Annotated in this window: 12 protein-coding genes and 1 tRNA gene; 4 read left to right on the forward strand and 9 right to left on the reverse strand. The window is 65.3% G+C overall.

The window, feature by feature from the left end:
• Positions 1-19: 19 nt before the first annotated feature.
• Both metW and SJY12_RS09095 read right to left on the reverse strand, forming a co-directional pair.
• A complete protein-coding gene (gene metW / locus SJY12_RS09090) occupies positions 20-604 on the reverse strand; it encodes a methionine biosynthesis protein MetW (RefSeq protein ID WP_397505147.1) in 585 nt (194 codons plus the stop codon).
• Complete coding sequence (locus tag SJY12_RS09095; RefSeq protein ID WP_397505148.1) at positions 601-1704, reverse strand: homoserine O-acetyltransferase; 1104 nt, start codon at positions 1702-1704, stop codon at positions 601-603. The genes metW and SJY12_RS09095 overlap by 4 nt, the downstream gene beginning before the upstream one ends.
• Before the next feature lie 95 nt (positions 1705-1799).
• Between SJY12_RS09095 and hisC the strand changes: the two genes are divergently transcribed.
• Entirely contained in the window at positions 1800-2918 is a 1119-nt protein-coding gene (hisC, locus tag SJY12_RS09100; RefSeq protein ID WP_397505149.1) for a histidinol-phosphate transaminase, read from the forward strand.
• Positions 2915-3820: a prephenate/arogenate dehydrogenase family protein gene (locus SJY12_RS09105; RefSeq protein ID WP_397505150.1), complete on the forward strand. Its 906-nt coding sequence runs from the start codon at positions 2915-2917 to the stop codon at positions 3818-3820. The genes hisC and SJY12_RS09105 overlap by 4 nt, the downstream gene beginning before the upstream one ends.
• Before the next feature lie 29 nt (positions 3821-3849).
• Here SJY12_RS09105 and SJY12_RS09110 read toward each other — a convergent pair whose 3' ends face one another.
• The 5 genes from SJY12_RS09110 to ftsE form a co-directional block, all read right to left on the reverse strand.
• Positions 3850-6393 carry an EAL domain-containing protein gene (locus tag SJY12_RS09110; protein WP_397505151.1) on the reverse strand — a complete coding sequence of 848 codons (2544 nt, stop codon included), beginning with the start codon at positions 6391-6393 and terminating at the stop codon, positions 3850-3852.
• A 161-nt stretch (positions 6394-6554) separates the two neighbouring features.
• Positions 6555-7235, reverse strand: a complete 681-nt coding sequence (locus SJY12_RS09115) for a lysophospholipid acyltransferase family protein (protein WP_397505152.1) — start codon at positions 7233-7235, stop codon at positions 6555-6557.
• A gap of 7 nt (positions 7236-7242) precedes the next feature.
• Entirely contained in the window at positions 7243-7773 is a 531-nt protein-coding gene (locus tag SJY12_RS09120; RefSeq protein ID WP_050599487.1) for a YdcF family protein, read from the reverse strand.
• Complete coding sequence (locus SJY12_RS09125; protein ID WP_397505153.1) at positions 7770-8702, reverse strand: cell division protein FtsX; 933 nt, start codon at positions 8700-8702, stop codon at positions 7770-7772. The genes SJY12_RS09120 and SJY12_RS09125 overlap by 4 nt, the downstream gene beginning before the upstream one ends.
• A complete protein-coding gene (gene ftsE / locus SJY12_RS09130) occupies positions 8699-9424 on the reverse strand; it encodes a cell division ATP-binding protein FtsE (RefSeq protein WP_050599520.1) in 726 nt (241 codons plus the stop codon). Before ftsE ends, SJY12_RS09125 begins: the two co-directional genes overlap by 4 nt.
• A 154-nt stretch (positions 9425-9578) precedes the next feature.
• Between ftsE and SJY12_RS09135 the strand changes: the two genes are divergently transcribed.
• On the forward strand, positions 9579-10445 hold the full coding sequence (locus SJY12_RS09135) for an MJ0042-type zinc finger domain-containing protein (RefSeq protein WP_397505154.1): 867 nt from the start codon (positions 9579-9581) through the stop codon (positions 10443-10445).
• Between the two features lie 110 nt (positions 10446-10555).
• A tRNA-Leu gene (locus SJY12_RS09140) sits at positions 10556-10642 on the forward strand.
• Positions 10643-10662: 20 nt separating this feature from the next.
• Here the strand turns inward: SJY12_RS09140 and SJY12_RS09145 are convergent.
• On the reverse strand, positions 10663-12009 hold the full coding sequence (locus SJY12_RS09145) for a patatin-like phospholipase family protein (protein WP_397505155.1): 1347 nt from the start codon (positions 12007-12009) through the stop codon (positions 10663-10665).
• 61 nt (positions 12010-12070) lie between these two features.
• A complete protein-coding gene (locus SJY12_RS09150; RefSeq protein WP_397505156.1) occupies positions 12071-14851 on the reverse strand; it encodes a phosphoenolpyruvate carboxylase in 2781 nt (926 codons plus the stop codon).
• Positions 14852-15082 lie beyond the last annotated feature (231 nt).

A 15082-nucleotide genomic window follows, 5' to 3' on the forward strand; every position in this document is an offset into this window, starting at 1 on the left:
GTCCGAGCACGCGCAATTCTCAGCGTGAAAGTTCGAACACGGCAAATTCGGCGCGCGCATTGGCGCCCCTCCGGCCGATCGGGCCACGGCTGGCGAAATACCAGTCGCGTTCGATCGTCGCTGCCTTCTCACGCGCCAGATCGCGGAAATCGCTGATGGTAACGTGGTGGATGTTCTGCGTTTCGTACCAGCTTACCGGGATGCTTCGTGTCACTGGCATGCGCCCACCGAACATCAGCGCGGCGCGCGTGCGCCAGTGCGCGAAATTTGGGAAGCTGACGAAGGCCCGCGTGCCCACCCGCAGCAATTCGTCGAGCATGCGGTCGGGCCGCACCGCGGTCTGCAGCGTCTGGCTGAGCACCGCGTAATCGAACCCCTTGTCGGGATAATCGCGCAGGTCGCGATCGGCGTCGCCCTGTACGACCGACAGGCCCTGTGCAACGCAGCGCTCGACACTGGCGCCATCGATTTCGATCCCGCGGACGTCGCACTGCTTTTCGCGCAGCGCCAGCATCAGCGCACCGTCACCGCAGCCGATATCGAGCACGCGGCTGCCAGGCGTGACATGGTTGGCGATCACGGCAAGATCGGCGCGCAGGGTCATCCGAGAAAACCTTCCACGACCCGGTCGAGCGCGGGGACATCGAGGAGGAAGCTGTCATGGCCATGCGGGGCCGATAGTTCAACAAAACTGACCGCAGCACCCGCTGCATTGAGCGCGTGGACCACATGCCGGCTTTCGGCCGTGGGATAGAGCCAGTCGCTGTCGAAGCTCACAAGGCAGAAGCGTGCCGTGGTGCCAGCGAAAGCATCTGCCAGCCGCCCGCCATGTTCTTCTGCCAGATCGAAATAGTCCATCGCGCGGGTGATATAGAGGTAGCTGTTGGCATCGAAGCGGCGGCTGAACCCGCTGCCCTGATAGCGCAAATAGCTTTCGACTTGGAAATCGGCGTCGAACCCGAATGTCTTGGCGCCTTTCGACCCATCGGGGCGATCCTGCAGATTGCGCCCGAACTTTGCGGTCAGCGCTTCTTCCGACAGGTATGTGATATGCGCCGCCATCCGTGCGACAGCGAGCCCGTTTTCGGGCGCCTCGCCGCCGTAGTAATCGCCGCCCTGCCAGCGCGGATCGGCCATGATCGCCTGCCGCCCCAGTTCATGAAAGCCGATGTTCTGTGCCGAATGGCGGCTGGTCGAGGCAATCACCAGCACGCGCTCGGCGCGCTCGGGCCAGTTCGCCGCCAGGCTCAGCGCCTGCATCCCGCCCATCGATCCGCCGACCACCGCATGCAGCCGAACAATCCCCAGCGTGTCGAGCAGCCCGACATGCGCGCGCACCATGTCGCGGATCGTGATGACCGGGAAGCGCATCGCATGCGGGTTGCCATCGCCCGCGTCGCTGGCCGGCCCGGTCGAGCCCATGCAGCTGCCGATCACATTGGCGCAGATGACGTGGAAGCGGTCGGTATCGATCGGCTTGCCCGGTCCCACCATGCGCTGCCACCAGCCGGGCTTGCCGGTCACCGGATGCGGCGAGGCGACATGCTGGTTGCCGGTCAGCGCGTGACACAGCAGAATGGCGTTCGATCGGTCCGCATCGAGCGTGCCATAGGTTTCGTAGGCAATCTCGACACGCCCCAGTTCGCCGCCGCCATCGAGCGGCAGGGCATGAGGCAGGACAAGGGTTTGCGAGGCGGTGGACACAATCGGACCTTGGACGGAAACAATCAAAGCCTGCCTCTAACCACAAGCCTGCCGCTTGTCGAAGGGCCGATATTCTTCCATGCGACAAAGCCGCTATGGCAGAGAACGATACACGCGCGGGAAAACCCGTGATGAAGCCCTGGATTGCGGGCATCCACGCCTATGTTCCGGGCAAGTCCACCGGCGCGGACGGGCGCAGGCTGACCAAGCTGTCCGCCAACGAAAACCCGCTGGGTTGCAGCGCCGCAGCGCTGGCGGCGCTGGCGCGCGATCACGCCCCCGCAGAATATCCCGATCCGGACGCCAGCGCATTGCGCGCGGCGCTGGGCCGCGAACACGGCATCGATCCAGCGCGGATCGTCTGCGGCACCGGATCGGACGAATTGCTCAACCTTGCCGCGCAGGGATTTGCCGGGCCGGGCGACGAAGTGCTGTTCAGCCGTTACAGCTTCGCGGTCTACGATATTGCCGCACGCCGTTGCGGTGCGACACCGGTCGAAGTCGGGGATGCCGATTTCGGCGCCGATGTCGATGCGATGCTGGCTGCGGTGACCGATCGCACGCGGGTGGTCTTCCTCGCCAATCCGAACAATCCCACGGGCACGTACCTGCCGCGTAGCGAAATCGGGCGCCTGCACGCCGGCCTGCCCACCGACGTCCTGTTCGTGCTCGATCAGGCCTATGCCGAATATCTCGAACCCGAGGAGGCCGATGGCGGGTTCGCGCTTGCTGCTAATGCCGCAAACGTACTGGTCACGCGGACCTTCTCCAAGATCTATGGCCTGGCAGGAGAGCGGATCGGCTGGGCGACGGGCGCCCCCGAGCTGATCGACGTTCTCAACCGCATCCGCGGCCCCTTCAATGTCACCGCAGGCGGACAGCGCGCTGCGATCGCCGCGGTAAACGACCACGGATTTGTTACCCGTTCGCGCGAGGCCAACCGCGAAGAGCGCAAGCGCTTTACACAGGTGATCGAAGCGCTCGGCAATCACGGGCTGCGTGCGGTCCCCAGCAAGGCGAATTTCGTGCTGGTCCTGTTCGAAGGCGCGCTGCAGGCGGAAACCGCGCTGAAGGCGATTGCCGAAGCGGGCTATGCGGTGCGTCATCTGCCGGGCCAGGGTCTGCCGCAGGCGCTGCGCATCACCATCGGCACAGCCAGCCAGATGGACGATATCGCCGGCGTGTTGCAGCGCCTGTGCGGGAACGCGGCATGACCATCCGCCGTGTCGCGATCATCGGCCTGGGACTGATCGGCGGGTCGATCGGCCTCGCAGTACGCGAAAACCTGCCCGACCTGACCACCACGGGCTGGGATGCCGATGGCGACGTCCGCGCGCAGGCGGCGGCGCGGGGCCTGGTCGATACGGTCGGGCAAACGCCGGCCGACGCCGTTCGCGATGCGGATCTCGTCATCCTGTGCGTGCCGGTGGGCGCGATGGCAGCCGCCGCGCAGGCGATTGCGGCGCATATCACGCCCGGCACCATCGTCAGCGACGTGGGCTCGTCGAAACGCAGCGTGTGCGAAGCGCTGGGCGCAGCCCTCCCCGAGGCCATCGTCATTCCCGCACATCCGGTTGCCGGGACCGAGAACAGCGGTCCGGATGCAGGCTTTGCCACGCTGTTCCGGCAGCGCTGGTGCATCGTGACGCCGGCCGAGGATACGCCGCAGACCGCGGTCGATGCGCTGGCGGATTTCTGGGTCGGGCTCGGCGCCACGGTCGAGGTCATGGATGCGCGGCACCATGATCTCGTGCTGGCGGTGACCAGCCACATTCCGCATCTGATCGCCTATACCATCGTCGGGACCGCATCCGACCTGGAAGAGGTCACCCGCGGCGAAGTCATCAAATATTCGGCGGGCGGGTTTCGCGATTTCACGCGTATCGCGGCCAGCAATCCGACGATGTGGCGCGATGTCTTCCTGTCGAACCGCGATGCCGTGCTCGAGGTGCTCGGGCGGTTCACCGAGGATCTCAGCCTGCTCCAGCGGGCAATTCGCAACGGCGATGGGGATACGCTGTTCGACCTGTTCGACCGTACCCGCACCATCCGTCGGTCGATCATCGATGAAGGCCAGGATGATGCGCGCCCCGATTTCGGGCGCAAGGACCACTAAGCGCCGAAGCTCAGACGGCTGGATCCAGATCAGGCCGGCAACAGCGCTGCTTCGGAAATCACCATGGCGCTGATCGCACTGGCTGAGACGGGGCGACTGATAAGATAGCCCTGAAGATGGCTGCAGCCGAGGTCTTCGAGCATCTGGCGCTGCAACGGCGTTTCCACCCCTTCGGCCACTACGGACATCGAGAGCTGCGTGGCCAATCCGACCACCGCCTGGACGATTGCCTTCGCGGCCTTGGAATGGTCGAGTTCGGACACGAACGATTTGTCGATCTTCACCTTGTTGAAGCTGAACGACTGGAAGTAGCTCAGCGAGGAATAGCCGATGCCGAAGTCGTCGATCGAGATCCCGATCCCGTGGCTCTTGAGCTCCTCCAGTTGCGAGAACGCTTCCGCCGCGTTTTGAATGACGAGGTTCTCGGTAATCTCGAACTGGAGACGGTGGGCGGGGAAACCCGTTTCCTCGACCACGCGCAGTACGGTATCGGTAAGCATTCCCGAATAGAACTGGCGCGGCGAGAGATTGACCGCGACCTTGAGCTTCTCCGGCCAGGCCAGACCGTCGATGCAGGCGCGGCGAAGGATCTGTTCGCCCAGTTCGTCGATCAGCCCGCAGTCCTCCGCAAGTGCGATGAAAATGTCGGGCGGGATTGCGCCGCGATCGGGTTCGCTCCACCGCGCGAGCGCCTCGACACTGGTTATCTCCCCGGTCGCAACGCAGACGATCGGCTGGTAGGCGATGTCGATCCGGCCTTCTTCGATCGCCGTGCGCAGGTCGCGCTCGAGCGTGCGGCGATCGCGCTCCGCGGCATCCATCTCGTCATCGAAGAAACACGGTTCGCCCTTCGCCTCGTTCTTGGCGCGGTACATGGCGAGGTCGGAGTTCTGCCGCAGCAATTCGACGCAGCGGCCATCGTCGGGGTAGAGCACCACACCGATCGAAGCCCCGAGATGCGCGGTAATGCCCCGCGTCTTGATCGGTTGCCGGAGCCCGCCGATGATCATCTCCGCGCACCGCGCCGCGCGTTCCCGCAGCCGCTCGCCGGTCATCAGGCAGACGAATTCGTCGCCGCCGATGCGGGCGATCTGGGTGTTCTCGTCGGACAGGTCGGCAAGGCGGGCGCCGACCACCTTGAGCACTTCGTCCCCGGTCACATGGCCGAACTGGTCGTTCACCGATTTGAACCGGTCGAGGTCGATGTTCAAAATGGCGAAGCGGTGCTCCGCCTCGATCAGACGTTCGATCTGGGCGAGCATGCTGCCGCGGTTCAGCAAGCCGGTCAGCGTATCGTAATTGGCCAGGCGCCAGCGCGCGGCCTCGGTCTTACGCATGCTGGTGATGTCTTCGGACAATCCCAGCAGATACTGGTTGGGCCGGTCGGGACCATCGATCAGCACCCGCGTCGTCCTAATATGGACGCGCGTGGCATCATCGCGTTCGAATTCAGCTTCGGTCTGGCTCGATCCCCCCTGGGTGATCACTTTAAGATCATTGTGTTCGAAGGTCTGGCCCGCTCCCGGGAACAGTTCCGCATCCGATTTTCCCTTCATCGACTCGGCGGAACGACCAATGACCTCTTCGGCCTTGCGATTGACCAGCAGGTAGCGGCGCGTGTCGGTGTCCTTGACGAACAGCATCGACGGCAGATTGGACACCACCGCGTCGAGGAACTGCTTGTTGCGGTCGCGTTCGGCGCGCAATTTCATCTGGTCGGTCGTATCGCGAATGACTGCGGCGAACCCGCCCATGTCCTGGCTGCCCCATGGTGCCAACGACAGTTCCACCGGGAAAACCGTGCCGTCGGCATGGCGCGCTTCGAGTTCGACGAACGTCCCTACCAGGCGCGTCGGCCCCCCTTCTGCGGCTGCTTCGAAGCGTTCCTGGTGACCATGGTGAAACTTCTTCGGGATGATGGTCATGACATTGCGCCCGATGGCCTTGGCCGCGGGCAGTCCGAACATCTTCTCGGCGGCAGTATTCCAGTAGACGATCTCGGCGCGGTGGTTGGCGGCCATGACCGCATGCGGCGTGGCCGAAACGATCTTGGCGGCGATCTCGCCGCGCAATCGGCGCCCCCTCGCCTCGAGCAACTCGGATGCCAGTGTCGCGAGATCGCGCAACCGGTCGAGTTTCTCGATGGGGAAATCGGGATGCGGCACCGTATCGAGCGCACACAGGCTGCCGACACACTCGCCCGAGTCGAGCATCAGCGGCGCGCCGGCGTAGAACCGGAGCCTGGGATGTCCGGTGACCAGCGGGTTGGCGGCGAACTCTTCGGACTCGAGCGTATCCGCGATCAGCAGCGCCTCGCCGCGAGCCACCACCTGATCGCAAAAGGCGATATCGCGCGGCGTTTCCCCGATCTCGATCCCGTGCGAGGCCTTGAACCACTGGCGATCGGCATCGACCAGGCTGATCCCGGCATTGGGTACGCCCATGATCGAGGCCGTAACCCGCGCGAGTGCGTCGAACTCGCGCTCGGCCTCGGTGTCGAGCACGCCCAGCTCGCCCAGCGCAGCCAGGCGCAGTTGTTCCGGTTTCGGATTGGGGACGGACGGCGAATCCATCCGCTCGCGATAGACAGGAGAAGGTTATCGACCCGTTTACGATAAGACCGGGCAGACGCGTATGCGCAATTTAGTGTTACAGAGACCACTCCATAGCGTCATAAATGACTGCACAGCATGCCTTTTTCGCAAGATCGAAAACGTCGCGCCGGGTGGCGTCCTCAGGGATTCAGCGTGTTGATCGCCTCGCGCACCCTGGTTTCCACCTCGGCCCGGGGCAGGCCCGGCGGGATCGGTTCGGCGAAGCGATAAGTGATCCGTCCGGGCTGCTTGTAGAGCCGGTGATAGACCGGCCCGCTGTCCACCGCGACCGGGACCACCGGCAGGCCGAGCATCTTGTACAGGCCGGCAAAGCCGGATTGCAGTTCACGCTTTTCGCCATGCGGCACCCGCGTCCCTTCGGGGAAAATCACCAGGGGGCGTCCATCCGCCGCGAGCGCCTTGGCCGAACGGATCATGGTCATCAGCGCGCGGGCCCCGGCATTGCGTTCCACCGGCACCAGCCCGAACGCCGCTGCCGCGCGCCCCCACAACGGGATGCTGAACAATTCCTGCTTGGCGAAGACGCTGGGGCAATTGAACAGTGCGGGCGTATCGATCGCCTCGAAAAAGCTTTCGTGCTTCATCGCATAGAGCACCGGTTCGGCCAGCGGCGCGCCTTCGAGCACGATCTCGCAGCCGAGCAGATGCGTGAGGCACCAGCGTTGCCACTGCGACCAGTTGCGCACCTGCCGGCGGAACGCTTCCACGCTGAACGGCAGAACCGCCAGCGATGCCGAGGTAATCAGCAGGCTCCCCAGATAGAAAGCGAAGTAGAAGGCAAGGTTACGCAACAATCGCATAGGCGGATCAGTCTGGCAGACCTTGCGAAATCGCCGCTGCGAGCAGCTTGTTGTATTCTAGGAACAGCGTCGGCAGGTTCGGATGCGAGGGCACTGCGTCCTTCAGAACATCGATCTGCGGCGGCAGCGTGCCGGCGAATTCGGAGGCCGCCCGCGCCATGTGCCAGTCGGTGGTTACCAGGCGCACGCTCGTATAATCGTGTTCCTTGAGCCACTGCGCGGCCTCGCCCGCATTGCTGCGCGTATCGACGGCGAGATATCCGAGCTTGACGCAGCATTCCATTGTCCGGCGCGGAACGTCGAACTCGCTGGCGAATTCGGCCGGGGTCACTTCGGGATCGACGCCGGAAACGAACATCTGCTCGGCCAGCCCCTCGTCGACCACTTCCAGCCCGCGCGCGATGCGGCCCGGACCGCCGGTCAGCACGATAACGGCATCGGTGCGCTGCCCACTCACCGGCTTGGGCAGCGAGACGGCAAAGGCAAGGAAGCCGAACGCATAGACCAGCACAGCTGCAGCGAAGAGGCGGAGGATCACAGCATTTTCCTGAGCGAAGCGAGCACGGTAAACCGTGCTGTCAGCACCGCTAGAGCAACCGCCCCCACGGGGACAAGGGCCAAGACCAGCCAATCGCTGCCCTGTAGCCCCCCGCTGGATACGAGGCCCGAATCGAGCGCGGCGAACTGTGCCCCCATCAGCCACACGGCGGCCATCCCGATTACCAGACCCAGCGCGCCGCCGATCACGGCATCGGCCAGGATCGAACGTTGGAATATCCGCGCGATCTGCGCGTCGCTGCCGCCCAGCAGGTGCACGATCTCGATCGTGTCGCGATTGCCCCCCAGTGCATTCCGCGCGGCCAGCCACACAGCCGCCGCGCTGGTGAAGGCAAGCAGGCCGATCAGTCCGAACGCCATCCAGCCGAGCGCCGACAGGGCATCGAGGACCGGCGCCAGCCACTGCGCCTGCGCATCGATTCGCGCAGCGGGTGCCGCATCCGCCAGCAGGCTGCGCAGCCGGTCCAGCGTGGCGCCATCGGCGCCGTCCCGCAGCCGCAGGTCGATCAGCGCGGGCAGCGGCACCGCCTGTTCCGGATCGTCAGTGCCCAGCCACGGTTCGAGCAAATCCGCAACGCTTTCGGGCGGGACGATCGCCAGCCCGGCGACCGCGGGGTCCTGGACCAGCAGGGTGGCCGCTGCATCGGCTTGCTGCGAGCGCGATTGCGGGTCGGGATCGACGATCTGCACGGTTGCGCTGCCCGCCAGTTCGCCGCGCGCCCGATCGGCGAGATTGGCGAGCGCAAGTCCCCCCCCTGCGGCAAGCACCGTAAGGGCAACCATGATGGCGATCACCCACGGCATCGGCCCACCCAGCCGCGCCTGGGGCAAGAGATGCGCGGCGCGGCGTCCGCGAAAAGGTGACAGTCCACGCTCGGCAGCACCGGCAAGAACGGGAGGCTTCTTCATTCCCCCGCCCCGATCCGGCGCGGGGGATAGCGCAATGCGCCAGTGGGGTCCGACAGCACCCCCTTGTCCAGACGCATGATCAGCGAATCGGGCACCTTGCTCAGCAAGTGCACGTCATGCGTTGCCACCACCACCGTGGTTCCAAGGCGGTTGAGCGCTTCGAACAGGCGGATTAGCTTGAGCGCCATTTCGGGATCGACGTTGCCGGTCGGCTCGTCCGCCACCAGCATGTCGGGCCGGCCGATGACCGCCCGCGCGATCGCCACGCGCTGCTGTTCCCCGCCCGACAGGGTTGCGGGGCGGGCATCGGCGCGATGCGCCAAGCCGACCCATTCGAGCATGTCGGCCACCGGGCCCTGTAAATCGGCCTCGCGCACGCCCGAGACGCGCAAGGGCAAGGCGACGTTGTCGAAGGCGGAAAGGTGGTCGACCAGGCGGAAGTCCTGGAAGACCACGCCCATGCGGCGGCGATAGGCGGGCAGCCGTTCGCGGGGCAGGGTGATCACATCGGTGCCGAACATGCGGATCGCCCCGCGCGAAGGCCGCTGCGCAAGATAAAGCAGCCTCAGCAAGGACGTCTTGCCCGCACCGCTTGCACCGGTGAGGAAATAGAACCGCCCGGGAAACAGCGTGAAGGACACGTTGGACAGAATTTCGCGGTCGGTACCGTAACGCAATCCGACATTGTCGAAACTGACGATCTCCTGCTCGGCCACGCTCATCGCGCAGCCCGGTCGATCGAGAAGAAAAAGGCGCCCATCATCGTCGGGCACAGCCTATAACCGCGCTTGCATGTGGAAAAAAGCGCCCATGGGGGTTTGCGAACAGTACAGTCGCTTGTCGGGATTCGCGCACCGGCCTAAGCCTTGGGTCACCATGATTATCGCCTGCCCAGCTTGCTCCACGCGCTATGTCGTGCCCGACAGTGCGATCGGGATCGACGGACGCACCGTCCGCTGCGCCAAATGCAAGCACAGCTGGTTCCAGGACGGGCCCGACGCGGACCGGCTGACGCCCGGCGACATGGGGCCCGTCTCGCGACCGGTACCGGCGGCTGCACCCGCTCCGCCGCCGCCCCCGCCCCCGCCCCCGCCCGCAGCGAGCGCGGCAGATACGCAGGAACAACCGGATCCGGCAGCGAAACCCGGGTTCACCTTTGCCGAAACCCCGGACCGGCCCGTGCCGGCAGATGGTCCCGATTTCGACGAAACCGCCCCGCCCTATGGCGAAGTGCAGGATGACCTGCCCCCCGCGCCTGCCGCCGAAATCGATGAAGGCCCCTCGCGGTTCGAGCACGCGCCGCCGTTCCGCCCGCGGCGCAACATCGCCAAGCTGTGGACCTGGGCAGCGGCGATCTTCGCCGCCATCGCGCTCGCCACGATTGCCGCGGTCAATTACGTCGGCCTGCCCGAATGGGTACCGGTTTCGCGCCCGCTATTCGGTGTTGCCGAACCCGACCTGGAACTCGCCTTCCCGGTGGAGGAACAGGAACGCCGCACGCTGCCCAACGGGACCGAATTCTTCGGCGCGCGCATCATCGTCACCAATACCGCGCGCGAATCCCGCCCGATCCCGCCGATCCTGATCGTGCTGCGCGACCAGCGCGAACGGCAGGTGTACAGCTGGGTGGTCCAGCCGCCGCAATCGACGCTGGCCCCGGGCGAGGAACTAACGATCAACGAAGCGGTCACCGATGTGCCGAAATCGGCGGTGTTCGCGGATATCGGCTGGGCTCCGCGCTAACCGGCGCTACCATGCGATAAAGGTGCTTGCGGCAGCGCAGCCTCGCTGCTAGTGGCGCGCTCCTACCGGCGGGGGCCGTCCTTGTGATGGGCCTCCGATGCAGACTGTGTGCGGTCGTGGCGGAACTGGTAGACGCGCAACGTTGAGGTCGTTGTGGCCGCAAGGCCGTGGAAGTTCGAGTCTTCTCGACCGCACCAACAGTCCCGAAAGATTTCTCTCAGACCTGTTCGATCCTGCTGAGGGGCCACCAGGGCCCTTCGGGGCGTTCCGCCTTGTGCCGGCCGAGGTCGCGAAGCCGCGCCATGAAGGCGGGCTTGAACATTTCGTCGTCCTTGAAATTCTCGCCCACGTCGCTGGGGAAAGTGTCGTAGCGGTCGGCGCTGGTCAGCATGATCCGTCCGTAGGGATTGTTCAGGCGCAGGCCCGCAATGGCCCCGATCTCGCTTTCATTGACCAGCAGATCGTACCCGCGCTGGCCGTTCTTGAGCGGACCGGAGCTGGTGTTGAAAGCGGCATCGCGCTTGCGCACGGTGGGGCCGTTGCGCACGACATAGACCGTGGGCGCAGTATCTTCGTAATCCTGCGCGATCGCAGCCTGCGTCGCACCGCCGGCGATCTTGGCCAGCGCATGGCCCTTCATCTGTTCGCGCACTTCCCGGTCGACCGCCGCCATCGCGCGGTCGAAGAAGACCGAACGGCGCACCCCGCCATCGTAGAGCGCCAGCGCTTCGCCATCGCTTCCCGCGACGCGCAGTTGCTGGTGGAACACCGGCATGGCGGAGGAGGCCATGGTCGCCGCCGCCAGCGCTTCCGCTGCCGCCGCGGCCGTGGGGGCGGCATTCACCAATTCCTTGATATCGGCATAGCGGAACACCCCGCGCTCGGCTTCGACGAAGCCGGCGAAAGCCTCGATGCTGGATTGCCCGATCGCCTCGATCAGCCGTTCGTCGCCGCCCGGCATGAGCGCTTCGATGATGCGCTGGCGCAGCCGCCGCGTGCCTGCCGCCGAACCGAACAGCGGAACGCCGATCAGCCCGGTGCGCCTAACCACATCGCTTTCCCGCTCCGGCGCGTAACCCCAGACGAGCCGGTCGAGCGCGAAGCGGCGCATATCCGGGGTCTGCTTCGGATCGAGCGCGACCATCAGCATCAGCGCCTGCAACGAGCCGGTGGAAATGCCGGTGATGACGCCCACGCCACCAAGGGCGAGTTCGTTGCCGCTGTTGCGACTGAGCGTGTCGAACAGCCCCGCACCGAAGGCGCCCCACTGGCCGCCGCCCGACAGCAGCAGCACGTCGCAATCGGGGCGACCGGCTTCATTGTGGCATTGCACCGCGTCGCGGATCGAACAGGACATGCGGTCGTCGAGCCTGCACACCGCGGCATCGGGGACGTCCGCCTGCACGTCGCGGATCAGGGGGCCGACATCGCCATCGGCAACGTGGGTGTAAAACCCGTCGATCTGGAACGTCAGCGGCCCGCGCCGAAACATCGTGAACGCGAAAAAGGCGAGCGCCGCAACGCCCAGCACCCCGGCGGCCACACCCCACAGGAAATTGTCCATCGATTCGTCCTCCCCCCAGCTGACAGGGCAGGACAATGCGCGCGAACCGCAGCGAATTCAATCAGCCGTGCGCGCCGAACTCGTTCGCGATGGCAGTCGAAATTCGCAGGCACAGTTCGTAGGCCTGTTCGATCGGATCGATGTGATCGCGCCGGATCGCGGCATAACCTTCGCCCTCGCCGCGCGGATATTCGCCCGGCTCGTTGAGCGCGAAATCGTCCTTGCGCGGGAAGCTGGTCGGAAAGGCGCGGCGCAATTGGGCAAGCGCATCGTCGATGCGCAGGGTGAAGACCATTTCCAACACATCGGTCCGGCTGATGTCGTTGGCACGGCTGAATGCCGGAACCGAGATCGCCTTGAGGAACATGTGCTGCAACAGCGCCAGGCGCACGGCCTGGAGCACGCCGATTGCCCGGCGCACGCTTTCGCGTTCGGGATGCGGATCGTCGTCGGGCACCAGCTCGAACAATCGGTGCAGCTTCAACGCATCGACGCGCAAGCGCGATGCCAGCCGGCGAAACACGCCATTGCGATCGTCCTTGATAAGATATTCGGCCAAGGCCTCGCAGGCCGCGCCCAGATGCTGTTCGGTCCCGCGATAGGGGCGGCTGGCCCAATAGGCGGAGTTGAACAGTTCGCCGAAGGCCGCAACCGTCTTGATGCTGGCCAGTGCATTCGACGCGCGCACCAGCCGCATGATCTGCCGGCCACGCGGGCTTTCGGACAGGAGCGTACCGATCTCCTCGATATTGCTTTCCGCCGCGCTGCCGACCCCGGCGATGATGTTCACCGGATAGCCAAGCTGCTGCAGGATGGCGTTGTGCGGGATCGCCCGGATCTGCCGCAGGCTCATCTCGCGATCGGCAGACAGATCGCTTTGCCGGCGCGACTTGCGGCTGCCGGTCTGGTTGAGCAAGCCGAGGCCGAAGGCGGTGATCGCGCGGCTGTAGGTCCGGCTTTCCAGGTGATCGCGCTGGTGATCCTTGATCGCGCGATAGAAATCGAGACTGAGGTCGGTCCGCCGGTAAAAGGGATCGGTGGGGACATCGGCGTCGGTATGCGCCGGGCTGTTCGCGGCGATCTGCGTCAGCGTCGCCAGCGCGATATCGGGGGTGGCGAACAGCAGGTAGCCGTCGCCGCCCTGAAAGCTCGCTTCGGGTTCGAGCGTGATCCCCGCGCGGGCGAAGCGGCGCTGCGTCCAGGCGCTGAGGGCCCATTCGATGCGGTCTTCGAAGCCGGAAGGGTGCGCGCCGCGCCCCATCCCTTCGCCATGCGTGTTGAAAATCAGCGCGGCGACATCGCCGAGACCGTTGGCATCCATTGCCTCGGCCAGCCGGCCCTGCAGCCGCTCGATCGCGAGGCTGGCAGGGATTTGGCCGACGAAGCGCCCGGCGTCGGAGAACCCGGTCTGGATCGCAATCCGGCCGCGGGTCTTGGCATAGGCGCGGTAGTCGGGCTCGGCCAGCAGCAGGTCGAGGAACCGCCCGCCGTGTTCAAGCGCGGTCTCGGTCTCGAACAGCGGGGAGACATCGACCTTGTCGGCAATCCCGAACAGCTTGGCGAAATAGAGCGCGGCGAGCACGGTCGAGGGCTGTTCGCATTCGGCCACCAGCATGCGGATCGGCGCATCGGCATCCACATGCTTGAGGATCTGAGTCATCACCAGGAACTGCCGCACCGCGGTCGAGCTTTCGACTGCGAGGCTGGCGAAATTGGCGCTTTGCGGTTCGACCCCGGCCAGCAGTTCGCGCAAGGCGGCGATTGCGCCGCGGCTCGACAGGTCGATATCCGCCGCATCACCCAGCCTGGTGCGGATCGCATTGTGGAGCTGCTTGGCATTCACGCGGAAGTGAATCCAGCTCATCCCCAGCCCGTCGGCGCGCATCGCGGAAACGAGCGTGCGCAGCGCAACCGCCCGTTCGGCCGCACAATCGCGCGCTTCGGTTTCCAGCCGGTCGATCAGCGGTTCGAGCGAAAGCAGCTTGTCGGCGTGGTCTGCGGTCAGCCGGTTGGCCGCTGCCGAAAGATCGGCGGGATCGGACAGATCGCCGGCAAATTCGTCGGCACTGGCGGCGGCATGTTCAGCGGCGCTGCGCAATTTGGCGATAAGCGGATGCGCTTCGTCGATCGCCGCGAGCGAGGCGGCATAGCGTTCGAGCCGCTGCGCCTTTTCCGACAGACGAAATGCAATCGAGGTGTACCACTTGATGTCGGTCCGCCCGTCCATGTCATAGCCGACCCAGCTCGCGAAACGGAACGGAAGGGGTTGCAATTCACACCAGCGCCCGGGAAATTCGGCCTGCGCCCGGTCGAACACCGCACTCACCATCCGGTCACGCGCGTCCTGCGCATTGGCGAGCGCGGCCATCGCGCATTGGTGTTCGTAGCGCAGCGTGATTTCCGGCGCCTCACTTCCGGCCTCGGGCCGAACGTCACCTCCGTTTGCTACTGCCTGCGCGACCGCATCGCTTTGCTGCGGGGACAGCAGGAAAGTCGGATGCGCGGTGAAGACCACATGCATGTGCGGCTGTTCCCAGAACGCGCGATAGCTATCGAACGCCGCGCCGCTCGACGCGAGCGATGCGAGACGCCCGCCCGCGTCGGCCGGTGCCAGCAGGTTGCGCAGCCGATTGGCCCGCGCATCGAGCGATTGCGCTTCCAGCTCGTCGACCAGACCGCCCAGGTCCGCGATCCCCAACTCGCCGCTTTCGAGCTTGCGCGAAATATCCAGGGACAACTGGAACACCGGGTTGAACAGCGGCGTCTCGCGTGTCTGCCGGTGCAGGACGCGCAGGCGTTCGCTCAGGCTTGCCAGTGTCGGTTCGATATTCGTTTCGGCCATCATCTTTCCCTATGCCCCGCCTAGGCGGTGTTTGCGCGGTAAACGCGGCTGGCTGTCAAGCGCACCGCCGCGCCCGGCACGATGAATACGGATGCGGGCGCCACGAGTGCCCGATTACAACTCGCCTCTGGACTTGCCGCTTGCCACACGCCACCGCTCAGGCACAAATTAACCGCAAACGGCAAGCTCCCGTAGGGTAGAAGCTGCGACAAGCGATCGGCCGGCAACGCA

Origin of the sequence: Qipengyuania sp. R86523 (assembly GCF_044596365.1) — a bacterium.
In the GTDB taxonomy this organism is placed as follows: domain Bacteria; phylum Pseudomonadota; class Alphaproteobacteria; order Sphingomonadales; family Sphingomonadaceae; genus Qipengyuania; species Qipengyuania citrea.

What these genes read in the sequence shown, in the direction of transcription:
- SJY12_RS09150 (WP_397505156.1), bottom strand. Translation starts at nt 14,851, where the DNA reads ATGGCCGAAACGAATATCGAACCGACACTGGCAAGCCTGAGCGAACGC.
- SJY12_RS09145 (WP_397505155.1), bottom strand. Translation starts at nt 12,009, where the DNA reads ATGGACAATTTCCTGTGGGGTGTGGCCGCCGGGGTGCTGGGCGTTGCG.
- SJY12_RS09105 (WP_397505150.1), top strand. Translation starts at nt 2,915, where the DNA reads ATGACCATCCGCCGTGTCGCGATCATCGGCCTGGGACTGATCGGCGGG.
- SJY12_RS09125 (WP_397505153.1), bottom strand. Translation starts at nt 8,702, where the DNA reads ATGAAGAAGCCTCCCGTTCTTGCCGGTGCTGCCGAGCGTGGACTGTCA.
- SJY12_RS09115 (WP_397505152.1), bottom strand. Translation starts at nt 7,235, where the DNA reads ATGCGATTGTTGCGTAACCTTGCCTTCTACTTCGCTTTCTATCTGGGG.
- hisC (WP_397505149.1), top strand. Translation starts at nt 1,800, where the DNA reads ATGGCAGAGAACGATACACGCGCGGGAAAACCCGTGATGAAGCCCTGG.
- SJY12_RS09110 (WP_397505151.1), bottom strand. Translation starts at nt 6,393, where the DNA reads ATGGATTCGCCGTCCGTCCCCAATCCGAAACCGGAACAACTGCGCCTG.
- SJY12_RS09135 (WP_397505154.1), top strand. Translation starts at nt 9,579, where the DNA reads ATGATTATCGCCTGCCCAGCTTGCTCCACGCGCTATGTCGTGCCCGAC.
- ftsE (WP_050599520.1), bottom strand. Translation starts at nt 9,424, where the DNA reads ATGAGCGTGGCCGAGCAGGAGATCGTCAGTTTCGACAATGTCGGATTG.
- metW (WP_397505147.1), bottom strand. Translation starts at nt 604, where the DNA reads ATGACCCTGCGCGCCGATCTTGCCGTGATCGCCAACCATGTCACGCCT.